The sequence below is a fragment of the Enterobacter sp. UNJFSC 003 genome (genome assembly GCF_036903355.1).
GTDB lineage: Bacteria > Pseudomonadota > Gammaproteobacteria > Enterobacterales > Enterobacteriaceae > Enterobacter.
In genome coordinates this window covers 1-246 of sequence record NZ_JBAKHK010000294.1, presented here as the reverse complement: position 1 = coordinate 246, position 246 = coordinate 1, and the positions used below count along the sequence as shown (strand labels likewise).

1 protein-coding gene is annotated in these 246 nt (G+C 52.0%); it reads left to right on the top strand.

Annotated features, from left to right (window positions below; all coding sequences use genetic code 11):
* A partial coding sequence (locus V5P19_RS24230) for an ATP-binding cassette domain-containing protein (RefSeq protein WP_334408079.1) occupies window positions 1-246 on the top strand: 246 nt, incomplete at both ends.

Below are 246 nucleotides of genomic sequence, written 5' to 3'. Positions count from 1 at the left end.
ACACTGGGTTTAGTGGGCGAGTCCGGTTCCGGGAAAAGTACGACGGGACTGGCGCTGCTGCGACTGATTAATTCTCAGGGCAGCATCATCTTTGACGGTCAGCCACTGCAAAATTTAAATCGCCGCCAGCTGTTACCTATTCGTCATCGCATTCAGGTGGTATTTCAGGATCCAAACTCCTCGCTCAACCCACGACTCAACGTTTTGCAGATTATTGAGGAAGGCTTACGGGTTCACCAGCCGACG